Source organism: Provencibacterium massiliense (assembly GCF_900169495.1).
Taxonomy (GTDB): Bacteria; Bacillota; Clostridia; order Oscillospirales; family Ruminococcaceae; genus Harryflintia; species Harryflintia acetispora.
In genome coordinates, this window is the sequence record NZ_FWCH01000012.1 from 1189687 (window position 1) to 1205537 (window position 15851).

General features: G+C 61.2%; 18 protein-coding genes. 8 read left to right on the forward strand and 10 right to left on the reverse strand.

All coding sequences use genetic code 11. The features are described 5' to 3' along the window. Positions 1 to 105: 105 nt before the first annotated feature. The 6 genes from B5477_RS10810 to epsC form a co-directional block, all read right to left on the reverse strand. Entirely contained in the window at positions 106 to 1350 is a 1245-nt protein-coding gene (locus B5477_RS10810) for a hypothetical protein (RefSeq protein ID WP_143533590.1), read from the reverse strand. 240 nt (positions 1351 to 1590) lie between these two features. Then, positions 1591 to 2835: a DUF1015 domain-containing protein gene (locus tag B5477_RS10815; protein WP_079699703.1), complete on the reverse strand. Its 1245-nt coding sequence runs from the start codon at positions 2833 to 2835 to the stop codon at positions 1591 to 1593. Positions 2836 to 2848: 13 nt separating this feature from the next. Continuing rightward, complete coding sequence (locus B5477_RS10820) at positions 2849 to 3838, reverse strand: NAD(P)/FAD-dependent oxidoreductase (protein ID WP_341455998.1); 990 nt, start codon at positions 3836 to 3838, stop codon at positions 2849 to 2851. 71 nt (positions 3839 to 3909) lie between these two features. Continuing rightward, positions 3910 to 4197, reverse strand: coding sequence for a YlmC/YmxH family sporulation protein (locus B5477_RS10825; RefSeq protein WP_079699704.1), 288 nt, complete (start codon positions 4195 to 4197; stop codon positions 3910 to 3912). Positions 4198 to 4352: 155 nt separating this feature from the next. Beyond that, positions 4353 to 5741 (reverse strand): cysteine--tRNA ligase, encoded by a 1389-nt coding sequence (cysS, locus tag B5477_RS10830; RefSeq protein WP_079699705.1) that lies wholly within the window; start codon positions 5739 to 5741, stop codon positions 4353 to 4355. Then, positions 5738 to 6385: a serine O-acetyltransferase EpsC gene (gene epsC / locus B5477_RS10835; protein ID WP_079700468.1), complete on the reverse strand. Its 648-nt coding sequence runs from the start codon at positions 6383 to 6385 to the stop codon at positions 5738 to 5740. The genes cysS and epsC overlap by 4 nt, the downstream gene beginning before the upstream one ends. A 423-nt stretch (positions 6386 to 6808) precedes the next feature. On the opposite strand from epsC, the gene B5477_RS10840 reads away from it, so the two are divergent. Then, on the forward strand, positions 6809 to 7921 hold the full coding sequence (locus B5477_RS10840) for a M23 family metallopeptidase (protein WP_079699706.1): 1113 nt from the start codon (positions 6809 to 6811) through the stop codon (positions 7919 to 7921). A gap of 54 nt (positions 7922 to 7975) precedes the next feature. Further along, on the forward strand, positions 7976 to 8176 hold the full coding sequence (locus B5477_RS10845; protein ID WP_079699707.1) for a hypothetical protein: 201 nt from the start codon (positions 7976 to 7978) through the stop codon (positions 8174 to 8176). 61 nt (positions 8177 to 8237) lie between these two features. Here the strand turns inward: B5477_RS10845 and B5477_RS10850 are convergent, their stop codons facing one another. After that, complete coding sequence (locus B5477_RS10850) at positions 8238 to 8777, reverse strand: nitroreductase family protein (RefSeq protein WP_159449014.1); 540 nt, start codon at positions 8775 to 8777, stop codon at positions 8238 to 8240. 164 nt (positions 8778 to 8941) lie between these two features. On the opposite strand from B5477_RS10850, the gene B5477_RS10855 reads away from it, so the two are divergent. Both B5477_RS10855 and B5477_RS10860 read left to right on the forward strand, forming a co-directional pair. Beyond that, positions 8942 to 9715, forward strand: a complete 774-nt coding sequence (locus B5477_RS10855) for a threonine/serine exporter family protein (RefSeq protein ID WP_079699709.1) — start codon at positions 8942 to 8944, stop codon at positions 9713 to 9715. After that, positions 9712 to 10161: a threonine/serine exporter family protein gene (locus B5477_RS10860; protein WP_079699710.1), complete on the forward strand. Its 450-nt coding sequence runs from the start codon at positions 9712 to 9714 to the stop codon at positions 10159 to 10161. Before B5477_RS10855 ends, B5477_RS10860 begins: the two co-directional genes overlap by 4 nt. Positions 10162 to 10186: 25 nt before the next feature. On the opposite strand, the gene B5477_RS10865 is transcribed toward B5477_RS10860, so the two are convergent. The 3 genes from B5477_RS10865 to B5477_RS10875 all read right to left on the reverse strand — a co-directional run bounded on the left by B5477_RS10865 (position 10187) and on the right by B5477_RS10875 (position 11781). Beyond that, positions 10187 to 10912 carry an alpha/beta hydrolase-fold protein gene (locus B5477_RS10865; RefSeq protein WP_079699711.1) on the reverse strand — a complete coding sequence of 242 codons (726 nt, stop codon included), beginning with the start codon at positions 10910 to 10912 and terminating at the stop codon, positions 10187 to 10189. Then, positions 10909 to 11451, reverse strand: coding sequence for an RNA 2',3'-cyclic phosphodiesterase (gene thpR, locus B5477_RS10870; protein ID WP_159449015.1), 543 nt, complete (start codon positions 11449 to 11451; stop codon positions 10909 to 10911). The genes B5477_RS10865 and thpR overlap by 4 nt, the downstream gene beginning before the upstream one ends. A 117-nt stretch (positions 11452 to 11568) precedes the next feature. Beyond that, a complete protein-coding gene (locus B5477_RS10875) occupies positions 11569 to 11781 on the reverse strand; it encodes a hypothetical protein (protein ID WP_079699713.1) in 213 nt (70 codons plus the stop codon). 163 nt (positions 11782 to 11944) lie between these two features. Between B5477_RS10875 and B5477_RS10880 the strand changes: the two genes are divergently transcribed. The 4 genes from B5477_RS10880 to B5477_RS10895 are packed head-to-tail and all read left to right on the forward strand — an operon-like array spanning position 11945 to position 15819. Continuing rightward, positions 11945 to 13030, forward strand: a complete 1086-nt coding sequence (locus tag B5477_RS10880) for an ABC transporter ATP-binding protein (protein WP_079699714.1) — start codon at positions 11945 to 11947, stop codon at positions 13028 to 13030. Beyond that, positions 13027 to 13881: an ABC transporter permease gene (locus B5477_RS10885; RefSeq protein WP_079699715.1), complete on the forward strand. Its 855-nt coding sequence runs from the start codon at positions 13027 to 13029 to the stop codon at positions 13879 to 13881. Before B5477_RS10880 ends, B5477_RS10885 begins: the two co-directional genes overlap by 4 nt. Position 13882: 1 nt before the next feature. Beyond that, positions 13883 to 14701, forward strand: a complete 819-nt coding sequence (locus tag B5477_RS10890; protein ID WP_079699716.1) for an ABC transporter permease — start codon at positions 13883 to 13885, stop codon at positions 14699 to 14701. After that, complete coding sequence (locus B5477_RS10895; RefSeq protein ID WP_079699717.1) at positions 14698 to 15819, forward strand: polyamine ABC transporter substrate-binding protein; 1122 nt, start codon at positions 14698 to 14700, stop codon at positions 15817 to 15819. Before B5477_RS10890 ends, B5477_RS10895 begins: the two co-directional genes overlap by 4 nt. The last annotated feature ends 32 nt before the right edge of the window (positions 15820 to 15851 follow it).

Genomic DNA, 15851 nt, shown 5'->3' on the forward strand with positions numbered 1-15851 from the left:
GTTGCGACCCCCTATGCTATTTTACTTTTTATCATACCACAGCTTCCCTTCCCGCGCAATGGAAAAGCCGGGGCTGAGGCCCCGGCGTTCCGATCCAGCAGTGACTTAAGGCAGCGGCCGCTCGATTTTGAGAGTAGGATAGCTGCCGTCTTTGATCTCCCAAATATTCGTGTCCCACCCGGTAAAGGTCGCGGCGCTCTTGAGCTCGGCCTCAGTTTTCGGGGTTCCGTAGCCGTTGTTCCAGGCGGCGTTGGACAGGTAGAAGCAGCCGGTGATCCCGCTGCCTCCGGAACCGAGCAGGCCACCGGCCTTGCCCGCCTTACTGCTGCTCAAGCTATCCGGCACTGCGTAACAGTTTGTGGCCAGCCCGGACAGAGTGTTGAAGGCACCGACCAGACCGCCCGCCTCGCTGTTGCCGTCCAGACTGATATTCTGCACATAGCAATCGCTGATGCGCAAAGTTGTATCGCCATAGTCGTCGCCCACCAGGCCGCCGAGCATCGATAACTTGTCGCTGTTTCCGGTAAAGACCACGTTTTTGGCCCGGCACTGCGATACTGTTGTCATGAACGTATCGCCCAGAAGCGCACCGCACCCGCGCACCGACGGGTCGGTGTTGGTCACGTCGCTCAGACATATTTTTTGCAGCCGGGCGCCGTTTGCGATTCCGAACAGCCCGGCAAAGGTCTGTCCGCCTTCATCCGGCGCAGATTTTGTCAGTCTCAGCGCGCTGATTTCATATCCGTCCCCGTCATAGACCCCGCCAAAGGGCTGCGCAACGTCCCCGATTGGCTCCCATGCGGAATAAGTTTCTCCCACGTCGATGTGCGCCGTCTGCAAAAAGCTCGCGGAGAGGTGCTCCCGCACATGGTTGAGCTGCCTGGCGCTCGCCACCCGGTAGGGGTTGGACTCCGTCCCGTCCCCCAGGACGAAGCCGCCGTCCGCGGTACTGTGCCCGCAGGTGGAGACCAGCCCGGTCTGAAAGGTTTTCGTCTGACTCGCCGCGAGGTCGAGCTCCTCCCGCCCCGGCATGGGCAGGCCGGTGATTTTCAGCGTATAGGTGTGGGGGCCCGTCAAATCAAATGCCAGCGGCAGATAGACGTCCGTCTGCCCCGGAGTGCCGACCGTCAGCTCTTTCCCCGTGAAAAGCGGTTCACCCTGCGCCGCAGCGCCGTCGTAGACCTCGAAGAGGTACCGCTCGGTGCGCGGCGATCGGGTAAAAGGAATCGTCACTCCGTAATCGCCCGTCTCGCCGCCTTGCGCCTGCACGCTCAAATCCGCCGCCCGCGCCGGGAGCAGAAATGCCAAAATCAGAGCGAAGGCCGCCCCTCTTCCCGCCCATCGTTTCAATGCGCTCACCCTTTCAAATGACCGCCAGATAAGCTATCTGCCGGTCATCTCTTATGGGGGAAGGGTGAAAAAAGCCGGATTCCCTTGAAAAATGATCCAAAACAGGATATAATTGGGCCAGGAATTCTGGGTGTTGAATTATATGTTACAATATCTGGAAAATACAGTGTGAAAACAGACCGCAAGATAGCTTATCTTGCGGTCTTTCTTTGCGTCATGAGGGTCCTATGGACCCTTCGGTCATTTGATCCTGCGGCATTCGAGATAAAAGCGCTTGTCGCAGGCGTGGCCCATCGAAAAGGTCTTGCGGGTGAGCGCCCCGTCCAGGATGACGGTTTTGAAAAGCTCGTTTTTATCGATCGGCGGCAGCAGAAAAGCCACATTCCCGGGCTGCCGTGCCAAGCCGGCGGCGACCTCCTCGCCGTGGATATAATCCACCCGCCCGCCGTATTGGGCGAGGTAGCCGTCGATAAACTCCTGCACCGTGCCGACTTCCATATTCGAGCCGGGGCGGGCGACTTCGACCGTCTCCCGTTCCTTCCCATGGACGACCTCGAAGCGCTGCACCGCCTCGCCCCCGCCGCAGAGACTGCGGCGCATCTCGGCAAGGAAGCGCTCCGGCTCCACGCCGAACACCACCCGGTGGATGGGCTCAAACTCTAAAGACGGGTCGTGCAGGTTGCAAAGCTCGACCAGGGCGTAGCGCGCGGGATGGTGTTCCATCGCCGCCTCGCCGTGCTGCTCACAGAGCCGGCGGTAGCACTCCTTGGCCGTGGCCAGCGAGTGATTGCCGTCGCCCACCGCCAACGCCAGCGGGCTGCCCGGAACGCCGTATTTTTGGGCATAGGCCGTGGGATCGGCAAAGGCGTCGAGCGCTTGGTCGAGCCGGCTTGCCGTGTCCTCGTCCACCTTCCAGCCGCGCACCGCGCCGCTGTCCATCATCAGCGGGAAATCGTAGAGCTTTTGCAGCCGCCGCGGCTCGATCTGCGAAAAGACGCGGTCCTCCCTGTCGTCGAAGAGAATCATGACATGCGGGCTCTCGAGCGCCGCCTGCTCGCGCACCGCCACCCGGGGCGGTATCCGCTCGAGGACGGTGGCCTCAGTCGCCCGGATCAGGGACTGCGAGCCCTTGTTGTAGTCGTATTCCTTGAGGTCGATCATCCCGATGAGGCCGCGCCGCACCTTCCCATCGCGCAGGGTGCGCTCGACATATATGTAGCAGTCGCGGTGTTCCTCAAATACCCCGCTTTCGAGGTAGCGCTCCATCTCGGCATTGACCGAGGCGATCCGCTCCTCCACCCCGCCGCGGCCGAGATAGCTCTCGGGGACGATGATATGATAAGCCGAGGGGGAATCCCCCACAAGGCGCGCGACCTGCTCCCAATACTGCGGCTCGCTGGTGTACTGGTCACAGGCGACCACCGCGAACGCCTCGCGGTATTCCTCCTTCGGCAGCAGGACGTCCGCCCGTTTAAAAGCCTTCATATTAAACCTCCGTTTATTGCTGGTTGAGATAGCCCGCGGCCATGGTTGCGGCCACCGCGCCGTCCGCGGTGGCGGTGACGATCTGGCGCAGGGGCTTGCGGCGGCTGTCCCCGGCCACATAAACGCCGGGAAGCGGGGTGGTACAGTCCTCGCCCACGTCGAAATAGCCGCCGTCGGTCAGGGGCAATTGATCCTTGTACCGCTCGTTCTCCGGCTTGGTGCCGATGGCGACGAACACCCCGGACACCGGGATCGTCTCGCTCTCGCCGCCCACGGTCGAGTCGAGGACGATCGCCTCGACCGCATTTTCACCCGTGATGGCGCGGGGGACGGCGTTGTAATGGATGACGATGTTCTCCCGCTTTTTGACCGATTCCTGTAAGATCGGCGCGCCACGGAACTGGTCCCGGCGGTGGATCAGGTGGACTGCCGAGCAGTTGTTGGAGAGGAAGAGGGCGTCCTCGAGCGCGGTGTTCCCGCCGCCGACGATGGCGACCTCCTTACCTTTATAAAAGGCCCCGTCGCAGGTGGCGCAGTAGCTCACCCCGCGCCCGGTCAGGCGCTCCTCGCCCTCGCAGCCGAGCTTTGCGCGCTTGGCCCCGTTGGCGATGATGACCGCCCTGGCCTCGATGGCGCCGTTTGCGGTCTGTAGCTTCTTGACCTCGCCTTTGAGGTCGCAGGACTCCAGCTTTTCAAACAGGATTTCTGCCCCCAGGGCGGTGGCCTGGTTATACAGGCTGATTGAGAAGTCCACCCCGGTGATCGACTCGATCCCGGGATAGTTCTCCACCGTGGGGGTCGAGGCGACCTGCCCGCCGTAGATGTTTTCCTCCAGCACCGTGACCTGATAGCCCGCCCGGATCCCATAGATGGCGGCTGTCAGCCCGGCCGGGCCCGCGCCGATGACGACGATGTCCTTCATATTGATCACCATTCCTTTCTCGGGAATTGCGCCGGTTTCGGCAAAGCCGAAAAGGCAGTTGTTAAGACCGCCAAGGCGCAAGACCATTTCCTCCTGTGTCGGGGTTGCCGGTTTTCTCTCAGTTTACCCTATTTGCCCATCCATTTCAAGGACTACGACCGGCCGCCCCAGAACCGTTTGCCCCGCATCGGCTGGGTCATGCCGAGGTTACAATCCACAATGATAATATCTTCCCCGATGCTTTTGATATTACACCATTTGATGACGATGTCCTCTTCCCGGCCGAATATCCCGAAAAAGCGCGGCCGGCCGTAGATCACCAGCGCCTGCACGCAGGCGTTGGAGGTGTCGATATCCACGTCGCAGACGCATCCGAGACGCCTGCCGTCGTAGAGGTTGATGACGTCCTTGTAGCGCAGGTCGCACACTCTGCAGATCAACGCGTTCCCCTCCCTGATCAAAAAGACGTATTCCTACTCTTATCATTTTATGGGGCGGGAAGCATAAAAAGACCGCTCCGCCGAGGATGGCGGAGCGGCCCGCTTTTTATTGCTGAGCGCACGCGAAGCAATAAAAATAGCTTAAAGAGCTATTCTTATGCGCGCTTCCACTTGACGCCCTGCGGGGTGTCCTCCAGAATGATCCCCTGGGCCTTGAGCTCGTCGCGGATCCGGTCGGCGGTGGCGAAGTCGCGGTCTTTGCGCGCCTGCTGCCGCTGCTCGATCAGGGCCTCGATTTCTTCGGCCATGCCGTCCTGCGCCGGGCGGTTATAGAGGATCCCCAGCACGCCGCACAGCTCGTCATAAAGCTTTATAGCCGCCTCGATGGCCGACCTCGGGCGGGGGGAGCCGAGATAGGTGTTGCACTCGCGCGTCAGCTCGAAGAGCGCCGAGATCGCGTCGGCGGTGTTGAGGTCGTCGTCCATCGCGGCGACAAACTGTCCGCGGCGGGAATCGAGCTTTGAGAGGAACCCGGGGTCCTCCCCGTCGGTCGCGCTCTTAAGCGCGAAATCGAGGTTTTCCCGGCAGTTATACAGCCGCTCGAGCGAGGCGCGGCACTGCTCGAGCACCTCGAGGGTATAGTTGATCGGGCTGCGGTAGTGCGCCTGGAGCATCATGAACTTGATCGGCTCGTAGCCGAATTTTTCGGCCACCTCGCGCACGGTGAAGAAGTTGCCCAGGGATTTTGACATCTTGTGGTTATCCACGTTGATGTAGCCGTTGTGCATCCAGTAGCGCACATACTCGTGCCCGGTGCAGCACTCGGCCTGGGCGATCTCGTTTTCATGGTGAGGGAAAATCAGGTCCTGGCCGCCGCAATGGATGTCGATGGTCTCGCCGAGATACTTCATAATCATGGCGGTGCACTCGATATGCCAGCCGGGGCGCCCCTCGCCCCAGGGGGAATGGTAGCTGGGCTCGCCGGGCTTGGCGGCCTTCCAGAGCACGAAGTCCAGCGGGTCCTCCTTGTTCGAGCTCACGTCGATCCGGTTCCCCGCGTCCAGCGCGTCCAGCGGCTGGTGGGAGAGCTTGCCGTACTCGCCGAACTTGCGGGAGCGGAAGTAGACGTCCCCGTCCTTCGCATAGGCGTAGCCCCGCTCCTCCAAGCGCTTCACCACGTCGATGATGGTGTCGATGTTCTCGGTCGCTTTGGGATGGTAGTCGGCCTCTCGAACGCCCAGCCCCTTCGCATCGGTCCAGTACTCCTTGATGTAGCGCGCGGCGACCTCGGCCACGGTGGTGCCTTCCTCATTGGCCTTTTTGATCAGCTTGTCGTCGATGTCGGTGAAGTTCTGCACAAAGGTCACGTCGTACCCGATGTACTTAAGGTAACGGCGCAGCACGTCGAAGACGCAGATCGGCCGCGCGTTGCCGATGTGGATGAAGTTATAGACCGTCGGCCCGCAGGCGTACATTTTGACCTTGCCCTCCTGCAGGGGGACAAATTCCTCCTTTTTCATGGTCAGGGTGTTGAAAATTCTCATTTTTTCTCTTCCTCCAATTCCTGTATCCGTCTTTCCAGCTTCTCGATCTTCATCATCATCCTGCACAGCTCCTGCGACACCGGGTCGGGGATGTGCACCTGGTCGAGCAGGGTGTTATCCACCTTCTTGCCGGCCACCCGCACAGCCCGCGCGGGCACGCCCACGGCGGTGGAGTTATCCTCCAGCGGCTCGAGCAACACCGCCCCGGCGGCGACCTTGCTGTTGTCCCCCACCGTGAAGGGGCCGAGGATCTTCGCTCCCGCGCCCACCAGGACATTTTTGCCCAGCGTCGGATGGCGCTTGCCCTTGTCCTTGCCGGTACCGCCCAGGGTCACGCCCTGGTAGATGGTGCAGCCGTCGCCGATCTCGGCGGTCTCGCCGATGACCACCCCCGCGCCGTGGTCGATGAGCACCCCGCGCCCGATCTTCGCGCCGGGATGGATTTCGATCCCGGTCAGAAAGCGCGCGATCTGGGAGAGCGCACGCGCCAAAAAGAAGCAATTATGCCGGTAAAGCCAGTATGCCGGGCGGTGCAGCATGAGCGCGTGCAGCCCGGAATAAAGCAGCAGCACCTCGAGCGAGTTGCGCGCGGCGGGGTCGCGCTCTTTGATCGCCGCGATATCCTGTCTGAGTCCCCTGAAGATTGCGATCACCTCAATCCTTGATTGTTGGCATGACTTGATAAAAAGATTCTTACTATTGGAAAAACAAAAGCCCCCGTCCGGGCATATTGCCGGACAGAGGCGCTCTTCGCACGGTCCCACTCTGTATTTTGCTCTTGCCCCTTAACGCGGGGATACGTAGCGCCCTACTGAGGGTTTTCCCGTTTGGGCGCTCTGCTCACGGGCGCACTTCGTTCTCCCGCGCGGCCGGGGCGCTCGCACCATGTGCGCCCCTCTCTGCTGCCGCGGCAATGGAAAACTACTCTTCCCGCTCACCGCATTTCACCTTACATTGGATGGCATTGACATTGTCTTACTTCCATCTTTATGATAAGATAGCATAAAACGTACCTCTTTGCAAGAGAGGTTTTTTGCACGGGCTTTAAAAAGAAAGGCGGTACGGGAATGAAAGGTATCAAAAAAAGAATCTCGCTGCTCTGTGCGGCGGCTTTGATTGCACTTTGCCTCAGCCAGCTGGCGCTGGCCGAATCCGGCAGTTCCAAGGTCGTGGGGAACGTCAAAGAACCGAAGTCGGGCTCGTCTTCGTCGCAGAGCTCGTCCTCCCGCCCGGCGAACGTGCGCGACCGGTATGTGGACGACAGCAAAGCGAATGTGAACGACCCGCGCCCGGTGATCGAGCCGGACATCGTGGGCAACACCCGGGGGAAGAAAACCGAAGCCTCCTCCAAGGCGGCGGAGAAATCCAGCGCGCCGAAGGCGTCCATCTCGTCCACCTCGATCGACCCGGGCGAAACCCTCTTTATAACGGTCAGCGGGGTCAAGGACGTCAAGGCGGTCACGGTGAAAAACGACTTCGGTTTTTCGGTGCGCCTCTCGGCCGATCCCGGCCGGGAAAATACCTATATCGGCTTTCTGCCGGTGAGCTACTTCACCGCCAAGGGCAATTACAATGTCACCGTGTCGGGCGGAGGGCTTAGCGCCTCCACCTTTACCGTGGCGGTCAGCGGCAAGCAATTCGAGACCCAATACCTGACGGTGGACGAGGGTCTGGCGAACAGCACCATCAACAACGACGAAGCCTCCAAGGAGTACCGCGAGGTGATCTGGCCGCAGAAGGAGAAATTTGATTCCAAGCGCTACTTCGACGGGCGCTTTGTCCTCCCGGTCCAGGGCGGGATCAACACCCAGTTCGGGATGGTGCGCTACACCAACGGCGTGGCCGGGCCCCGGCACGACGGGGTGGACCTCGACGCCAAGCTCGGCACCCCGGTCAAGGCGGCGCAAAACGGCAAGGTGCTCTACGCCGGCTTTGTCAAGCTGACCGGGAACACGGTGGTCATCGAGCACGGCTACGGGCTCAAGAGCTGGTATCAGCACATGCAGAGCCTCAGCGTCAAGGAGGGCGACGTGGTGAAGACCGGGCAGGTCATCGGCAAGGTGGGTTCCACCGGCTTCTCGACCGGGCCGCACATGCACTTCTCCGCCTCGATCAACGGGGTCTACATCAACCCTCTGACCCTCGTCGAGACCGATCTGCTCGAGCGGGCGGCCAAATAGGACGGATAAACATTTCCTTTCCTGCGAAAACTAGGGACAGGGAGGAATGCCGATATGAAAAATACCGATCAAAGCCGCAAGCGGATGGTGGACGAAAATGTCACCTATCTCGACGTGGCCGACGAGCTCGCCGGCTACTACGCCACCCAGGCGATCACTCAGGCGCAGGGCCGCATGCAGGGGGGAAACACCCCCACCGGCTTCGACGAGCGGCACCTGCATGAGATACGCGAGCATCTGCACGGGGACCTGTGACAAAAAATGATCCGGCTTCAGGAAAACATCCTGAAGCCGGTCTTTTTGCCTGTGGCCGATTTTACCGCACGTAGCGCACGGCCTCGTCAAAGGGCTTACGCTTCTTCTGCGGCGGCGTCTCCCCCTCGGCGGCGTAGCCGAGCGCGATCATCACCCGCACCTCGCGCCCGGGCGGGATGCCCAGCGCCTCCCGCACCGCTTCCTCGTCGTACCAGCCCAGGATACAGCTCGCAAGGCCCTGCTCCTGCGCCATCAGGCAGATGTGCGCCACCGCGATCCCGATGTCGAGCGGCCGGTAATCCTGCCGCTTGACCTTCCCGATGGGAGCGAGGTCCGGGCGCTCCCCTTCCTCGGTGATGGCGATGAACACCGGGCAGCCGGCGGTAAAGCGGTTCTCGCCCTGCGCCTGCGCGGCGCGGGCGACCCCGGCCGCCGCCTCCGGGGTGTCGGCCACCACGAACCGCCAGGGCTGGCGGTTGCTCGCCGAGGGGGCGAGGCGTCCCGCCTCGAGGCAGGCGCGCAGCTTCTCCTCCTCCACCGGGCGAGTGGAATAACTGCGGCAGCTGTGCCGTGCCAGAACCAGGTCCATGAAATCTTCCATGCCAAAGCCTCCCTTCACGTTTTCTTCATCATAGCCCCCGCCGGCGTCAAATTCAAGGGGATTCTTTTGGTGCTGATTTTGAGGGGCAAAACTTTCCCATCCTCTTGACAGTGCCGCCATGCCTGGCATACAATTGGATCGGTAAACAAGCGGGAGGTGAAGGGATGAACGATTCCAGGCGGATTCTGGAGCTGGCGATCAAGGCCGGGGAGATCCTGCTTTACAACGGCGGAGAAATCTTCCGGGTGCAGGAGACCATGCTGCGCATCGCCAAGGCCTATGGGGCCGAGGACTTCCACGTCTACATCGTCTCCACCGGGATCTTCGCCACCGCCCTGGTGGACGGGCGGCTGCACAGCACCACCCTGGTGCAGATCCCCCTGAGTGCCATGCACCTCGGGCGGGTGATCGCCGTCAACAGCCTCTCAAGGGACATCGCCTGTGGGCGCTGCGAAATCGACGAGGCCTTCCGGCGGCTGGAAACGATCGAGGCCATCCCCTTCTATCCGCCCTGGATGCGGGTCCTGGTCACCGGGCTCGGCTGCGCGGGCTTCGGCTTCATCCTCGGCGGGGACTTCTTCGACAGTGTGATCAGCTTCCTGTCGGGGGCCATCCTCTCCTGCTTTTTGATCTACGCCGATAGGCGGAAGCTCTCGAAGATCATCGCCAACCTTATGGCGAGCGCCCTGGTGACGCTCTGCGGGCTCACCTTCTTCCACCTGGGGCTGGGGAACCACATCGACAAGATCATCATCGGCTCGCTCATGCCGCTGGTGCCCGGGGTGGCGCTGACCACCTCGATCCGGGACTTTCTCAATACCGATTACCTCTCCGGCATGATCCGCCTGATCGACACGCTGCTCGTCGCCTCCTGTATCGCCATCGGGGTGGGCGCGGTGCTGGGCGCCGCCAGCCTCTTTCTGGGGGTGGTCGTATGAGCGACCTGCTTTCGCAGGTGGTCGCCGCGTTCCTGGGCAGCGCCTCCTTCGCCCTGCTCTTCCAGGTGCCCAAGGACCAATTCCTGTTCGGGGGTGCTGCGGGGGCCGCCAGCTGGCTGTGCTATCTGGTTTTTTTGCGGTTCCATCCGTCGGTGGTGCTCGCTTCCTTCGCCGCGGCGATCCTGCTCAGCATCCTCTGCCGGGTCTTTGCCGTGCGCCGTAAGACGCCGATCACCGTCTTCTTGACCTGTGGGATTTTCCCCATCGTGCCGGGGTCGGGAATCTATTACACGGTCTATTACTTCATCATGAGCCAGAACGATTTGGCGCTCTATAAAGGGATCGAAACGCTCAAGATCGCGGTGGCCATCGCGCTGGGGATCGTATTGGTGCTCTCCCTGCCCTATTCGCTCTTCCGGGCTTTCGGCCGCAAAACACAAAATTAGCACCGGACCCTTCGTGAGATTATTCTCACGAAGGGTCCTTTTCCATCAGCCATTCAAGCGCCCGCGCATGGCGCTGCGGGACGTCTTTAAAATGCCCGCCCGGGCTCTCTTCATAGAAGGTCCCGCCCTGCGGGAGCTGGCCGCGCAGCAGGCGGGCGGCGGCGCGGGTGCGCTCCCCCACCGTGGCGAGTACGGGGTTGCGGCTGCGCTCCTCCCCGCTGCCCAGCGAGAGATAGACCCTGGCCGCTCCGTTCTTGGGCCGGTTCCCCTCCATAAAGGGGAGCCACCCCTCGTACCAGAGGGAGCCGGACAGGCTCCCGAAGCTGCCGAAGCGGTCCGTCTCATAAAGCGCATAGAGCGCGCAGAGCCCCGCGAGGGAATAGCCCAGCAGCGCCGGGCGGGGAAGAACCGGGAACCGGCTTTCCAGCCCTGGCAGGAAGCGCTCCTCGAGGAAGCGCACCGTCTCCCCTGCCCTTCCTCCAAAATCCCCGCCGCCGCGAAAGACCGCCTTCCCAAGCCAAGGGGTATAGGCGCCATTCGGGTCCTCCGGCGCCAGCCCCGCCAGCAGGAAGGGCGGCAGAATGCCGCTTTGAATTTTTGGCGAAAGGATCGTCATCGCCTGTTCCATCGTCCCGCTGCCGGGAGAATTTAACAGCAGGCAGGCCAAGGGATACCCCGCGTCCTCCCGAAAATGCGGCGGCAGACAGACCCAATAGGCCCACCCGCCGCACCGCTCCTCTAATATCTTCATGACTTTGCGCCTCCCAGCGTATAGCGATAAAGCTCGGTGTAGGTCAGCCGCCCATCAATCCGCTCGGACTTCATCAGGCTGACTGCCTCCACGCGCTCGGTGATCTTTGGCAGCTCCCCGCCAAAGCGGCGCGGGTTAAACCCTCTTGGCAGCAGCACCTGCCGCCCCAGCGTCAGGTGGGGGCGAAAGGGGCGGCGCTCCACCGGGAAGCCGGCGCGCTCCAGCCCTTCCGAAAGCTGCCGGTGGAGCGCCAAAAGCGCTTCGCTTCGCCGCAGCCCCAGCCAGCAGATGTCCCCGCCCTCCCGGCGAAAGGTGCCGAAGCCCTCCACCCAAAGCGGGAAGGGCTCCCCCTCCAGCTTTTCCAGCACCCGGCAAAGCTCGTCCTCTCTCCCGCTCTCTCCGATGAAGGCAAGCGTCAGGTGCAGGTTTTCCCGCCGGGTGAAGCTCCCCCGCCCGGCGCAGTCCCGCAGCCGCCGGCACGCCGCGAAGAGCTGGTCCAGCGTGTGGTCTGAAAACAGGATGGCCACAAACAGGCGCAAAAGAATCCCCTCCCTTTGCAATCAGTATACCACAAACAGCCATAAGCGCAAAAGTCCGGGAGGAGGGGAAATTCCCCTCCTCCCGGACTGCTTCTTTGCGTGCGATTGCCTGAATCTCTAGAGCTTCTCCAGCTGGGAGAGCACCTCGTCGATCTGCCGCTGCGAGGCGTATTTTCGCGCGAAGCCGACCGCCTGGCGCAGTTGCATCCCCTGTACCATCGGCAGCATGGGGTGTCCGAGCAGCCCCGGAACCTGCCGCTGCACCAGAGCGCGCGCCTGCTGGTTTTGCAGAATTTCCCCGATGGTGATCTGATAGTTATGTAAATCCATCCCGGTACCCCCTTCTTTGTGCTGTATGCATCTTATGCGCGACGCGCCCGGAATGTTACCCTTCCTTGACAATGTCTTCCTCTTTGCGTATAATACAAATGCAACCAAAGATGTATAGTTTTATTGGTTAAATCATTAAAGCATTGTGACAGAGGGATGGCAGATGGTAGAAAATATATTGGAACTCAAAGACATCACCAAGAGCTTCGGCCAGACCCAGGTTCTGCGTGGGATCAGCCTGTCGATCCAGAAGGGCGAGTTCATCACCTTCCTGGGCTCCTCGGGCTGCGGGAAGACCACCACCCTGCGGATCATCGCAGGGCTGGAAAGCCCGGACAGCGGGAGTGTGCTGCTGGGCGGGGAGGACGTGACCGCGGTGCAGCCCAATAAGCGGGACGTGAACACCATCTTCCAGAACTACGCCCTCTTTCCCCATATGAACGTGTATCAGAACATCGCCTACAGCCTCAAGCTGCGGCATGTGCCGAAGGACGAGATAAAGCGCCGGGTGGGCGACATGCTCGAGCTGGTGCAGCTGCCCGGCTACGAGCGGCGCATGCCCATCGAGCTTTCGGGCGGGCAGCGCCAGCGGGTGGCCATCGCGCGCGCGGTGATCAACAACCCAAGCGTCCTGCTGCTCGACGAGCCGCTGGGCGCTTTGGATTTACAGCTGCGCCGCCAGATGCAGCAGGAGCTCAAAAAGCTGCAAAAGCGCCTGGGGATCACCTTCATCTATATCACCCACGACCAGGAGGAAGCCATCAACATGTCCGACCGGATCGTGGTGATGAACGAGGGGCGCTTCGAGCAGATCGGCACCCCCGGCGAAATCTACGACCACCCCAAGACCAGCTTTGTGGCCCGCTTCATCGGCACGGCCAATATCTTTTCGGGGCAGGTGAAGCGGATTGAAGGCGGCCTGGCCGAGATCGAGACCCCGGCCGGGCTCTGCTGTGCCGCCGCGGGGGATTATGCCCTGCGCGAGGGCCAGCGGGTCGCCTTCTCGGTGCGCAGTGAAAACATGCTGGTCGCGAAGGAGCCGGTGGAGCACTTCGACCTGCCCGCGGCGGTGAGCGAAAACAGCTATGTGGGCGGGATGCTGCGGATCGCCTTCACCCCGCGCGCCGGGGAGCCCATCGTCTCGAGCAAGCACGGCATCCATGCGAACATCGGCCTCGGCGAGCGGGTGAACCTGTACTGGAAGCCCGAAAACGCCGTCTTTGTGGATATGCAGGAGGCGGATGCATGAAAAAGGTGAAAAACTACAATTGGGCTTTGGTGCTGCCCATCTACGCCTTCACCATCCTTTTTGTGCTCATCCCGCTGATCTATATTGTGGTGCTCAGCCTGCTCAGGAAAGATATTCTCTGGGGGGTGACCAACGAGTTCACCCTGCAAAACTACCGGAAAATGTTCGACCCGGTCTATCTGCGCACCTTTGCCGATTCGCTGGGGCTTGCCTTTGGCACCACCGTGATCACCGTGCTGATGGGGTACCCCTTCGGATACTTCATGGCGAAGCTCGCGCCCAAACGGAGGGCCTTCGTCATGCTGCTGGTGGTGGTCCCGTTCTGGACCAACGCGCTGGTGCGTATCTATGGCTGGATGATCATTCTGCGCGCCAAGGGGGTGCTCAACCACCTGCTCATGTCGCTCGGGCTGATCGACACCCCGCTCAAAATCCTCTACACCTACGGCGCGGTGCTGCTGGGGATGGTCTATTCCCTTCTGCCCTTCATGATCCTGCCGGTCTACACCAGTGTGGAAAAGATGGACTGGTCGCTCGTCGAGGCGGCAAGGGACCTGGGCGCCAACGCGGTGCAGGCCTTCCTCACCGTCACGCTCAAGCTCACCCTGCCGGGGGTCCTCTCGGGGTTTGTGTTGGTGTTCGTCCCCTCGATCGGGCTGTTTTTCATCTCCGACCTGCTGGGCGGCGGAAAGATCATGCTGGTGGGGAACCTGATCAAAAACCAGCTCATGCAGGCGCGCGACTGGCCGTTCGGCGCGGCGCTGTCGGTGGTGATGATGATCATGACCTTCGCGATCATCTTCCTCTACCGCAAGCTGACCCATTCCAGCGACCTGGAGGAGTTCTTCTGATATGAAAAGAAAAAAGTTTCATCCTTCCAGCCTTTACCTTTGCGCGGTGCTGCTGCTGATGTACCTGCCGGTGGTGATGGTGGTCATCTACTCCTTCAACGCCTCGAAGAGCGACGTGCAGTGGGCCGGGTTCACGCTGGGATGGTACCAGAAAATGATCCACAACGAAAGTTTGATGGACGCGCTGCGCAACTCCCTGGTCCTGGGGGTTTCCAGCTGCGCCATCTCGGCGGTGATCGGCACCGTCGGGGCGGTGGGGCTCGCGCAGAGCGATTTTAAAACCAAGGGCCTGCTGGAGAACGTGGCCATGCTGCCCATCATGATCCCGGAAATCATCCTCGGGATGGTCTTTCTGGCCTTCTTCTCCTTCTTGGGGCTCCCGTTTGGGATGATCACCCTGATCATCGCCCACACCGCCTTTTGCATCCCCTATATCTTCATCGTGGTCAAGGGGCGGCTGGCCGGGATCGACCGCTCGATCGGCGAGGCGGCGCGGGACCTTGGGGCCAGCGAAATGCGGATGTTCTTCGACATCACCCTGCCGCTGATCGCCCCGGCCATCCTGTCCGGGTCGCTGCTGGCCTTCGCCATGTCGCTGGACGACGTGGTGATCAGCTTCTTCGTCACCGGCGCGCAGACCAACACCCTGCCCATCAAGATCTATTCGCAGATCAAGCTGGGCGTCAGCCCCGAGATCAACGCCCTTTGCACCGTCATGCTGGCGCTGACCTTCCTGCTGATCCTCCTCTCCGGGGCGCTCACCAAAACCAAAAAAGGCAAACCCATAAAACCCACCATAAGCAAGGAGGCAAATCAATGAAAAAGATTCTTTCCCTCGTCCTGGCGGCCGCCACCTGCGCCGGCCTGCTCGCCGGCTGCGGCAGCGGCGGCGGTTCCGAGAGCTCCGCACCCCAGAGCAGCGCGGCCCCCGCGAGCGAGGCTTCGAGCGAAGCCGGCGGCACCGAAAGCGGCGGGGAGCTCAATATCTTCACCTGGGACGGCTACTTCCCGCAGGATGTGCTGGACGGCTACACCGAGCAGTTCGGCGTAAAAATCAACATGTCCAACTTCGAGTCCAACGAGGAGATGCTCACCAAGCTCGAGGCGGCGAACGCCGGGGATTACGACGTGATCGTGGCGAGCGACTACATCATCGACATCATGCGCAGGAAGGGCGGGCTCTTAAAGGAGCTGGACAAGGAAAAAATCCCGAATTTTAAAAACATCGACCCCAACTTCCAGAGCCAGTTCTACGACCCCGAAAACCTCTACACCGTCCCCTACGGCCCCGGCACCCCGCTGATCGTCTACGACCCGGCCCTGGTCAATGTCGACATCAAGGGGTATAACGATTTGTGGAACCCGGAGCTCCGCGACAGCGTGGTGATGATGGACGACGCGCGCAACGTGATCGGCATCACCTTAAAAACGATGGGCAAGTCCTTCAACGAGACCGACCCGGCCGTGCTGGACGAGGCCAAGGCAAAGCTGATGGAATTAAAGCCCAACATCCGCACCCTGGCGATGAACAACCTGCAGGACGTCATCCTCAGCGGCGAGGCGAGCGTGGGGTACATGTTCACCGCCCAGGTGGTCATGGCGCTGCAGGCCAATCCCGAACTGAAGGTCGTCTACCCCGAGGAGGGGATGGGCTTCGGGATCGACAACCTGATCGTTCCCTTAAACGCCCCGCATGAGGACAACGCCTTCTCGTTCATCAACTATATCCTTGAGCCCGAGGTCGGCGCGAAGGTCTCCAGCCAGATCATGTACCTCTGCCCGAACAAGGAGAGCGCGCCCTATCTGCCCGAGGAGTACAAAAACAACGCGGCGCTCTATATCCCCTCGGACGTGCTGGGCAACACCGAGTTCATCCAGGACGTGGGCGAGGCGACCGAGCTCTACGACAAAATCTGGACCGAGTTTAAGCAGCAGTAACCCCCGATAAAAACGAAGGGCCGGCGGATTGA